General features: G+C 70.0%; 2 protein-coding genes. Both read right to left on the bottom strand.

Annotation, left to right across the window (positions count from 1 at the left end; genetic code table 11):
- Positions 1–590 (bottom strand): hypothetical protein (locus H7U32_RS09365; protein WP_204469794.1); only part of this gene is annotated, 590 nt, incomplete at its 3' end.
- A gap of 275 nt (positions 591–865) precedes the next feature.
- Positions 866–951, bottom strand: an 86-nt coding sequence (locus H7U32_RS11830; protein WP_369122467.1) for an IS3 family transposase, incomplete at its 5' end; no start/stop codon positions are given.

The raw sequence follows: 951 nt of genomic DNA, 5'->3' as shown, positions 1-951 counted from the left end.
GGGGCGGCGGGCGCGGCGTACGAACCGTACGGACCGTACGGGCCGGGCGGCGTCGCGGCCGCGGCACGCGGAAGGCGCACCGTCGACCGGCCGCCGAACCAGAAGGCGCGTGTGCCGATCTCGCGGCGGCGCATGAGCGCCACGAACAGGAAGGCCAGCAGCGACGTGGCCAGGCTCAGCGGACCAATCCAGCCGCCGGTCACCTCTTCAAGCTTCTGGTCCGACATGCCGAGCAGCCCGGGCGTGCGCATGATGGCGACGACCATCGCCACGATCGACCCCACGAAGCTCACGCCCAGCAGCACGGCGTGATAGGCGACCGTGAGCCGGACGGGACGCGTGGCGGCGCGCCGCGTCATGGCGCGCCGGATCCTCCCGAGCCGCGTGACGATCCGGTGTGCCTCGTCGCCGGGGCGCATCGAAAGCCGTGGCACCGGCCATGCGGGCGGGGCCGGCGGGCGGGATGCCGGCGGCAGCGGCGACGGCGCGGGCAGGACCGGCGACGGCACACCGCCGCCGTCTGATGACTGGCCTGATGGCCGGCCGGTGCCGCCGGAGGGAACCACGTCGAATCCGTCATCCTTCGTCATACCTTCCACCTTAGGTGACGGCGCACGCCGGCAGCGCGCATGTCCACACCCGTCGAGCGATCGGGCTCTTCGCATCGTCGTGTGTGCGGTGGTGCCGGGTGCGGCAAACCGTACGCTCACGGCCGCTCAGCGTACAGTTCGCCGCATGGCCTTGGCACCGCCTGCACCCAGCCGGGGTATCTCGGTTCGTTGGGGCGTAGGCGGCGTGATATCTCGGTTCGTTGGGGCGGATTTTGAACTGCGTCCCGGAAGTTGGACTTGTTAAGTCATAGCGGTCAGGCTGCCTTTTGCAGGGCTCGGTCCCGGTATTCCACCGGGGTCATGCCGTCGAGCTTGACCTGTCTTCTCACGTGGTTCCATC

Source organism: Bifidobacterium pullorum subsp. saeculare (genome assembly GCF_016899725.1).
Classification (GTDB): Bacteria; Actinomycetota; Actinomycetes; order Actinomycetales; family Bifidobacteriaceae; genus Bifidobacterium; species Bifidobacterium pullorum_C.
This window is presented reverse-complemented; position numbering and strand designations above follow the sequence as displayed.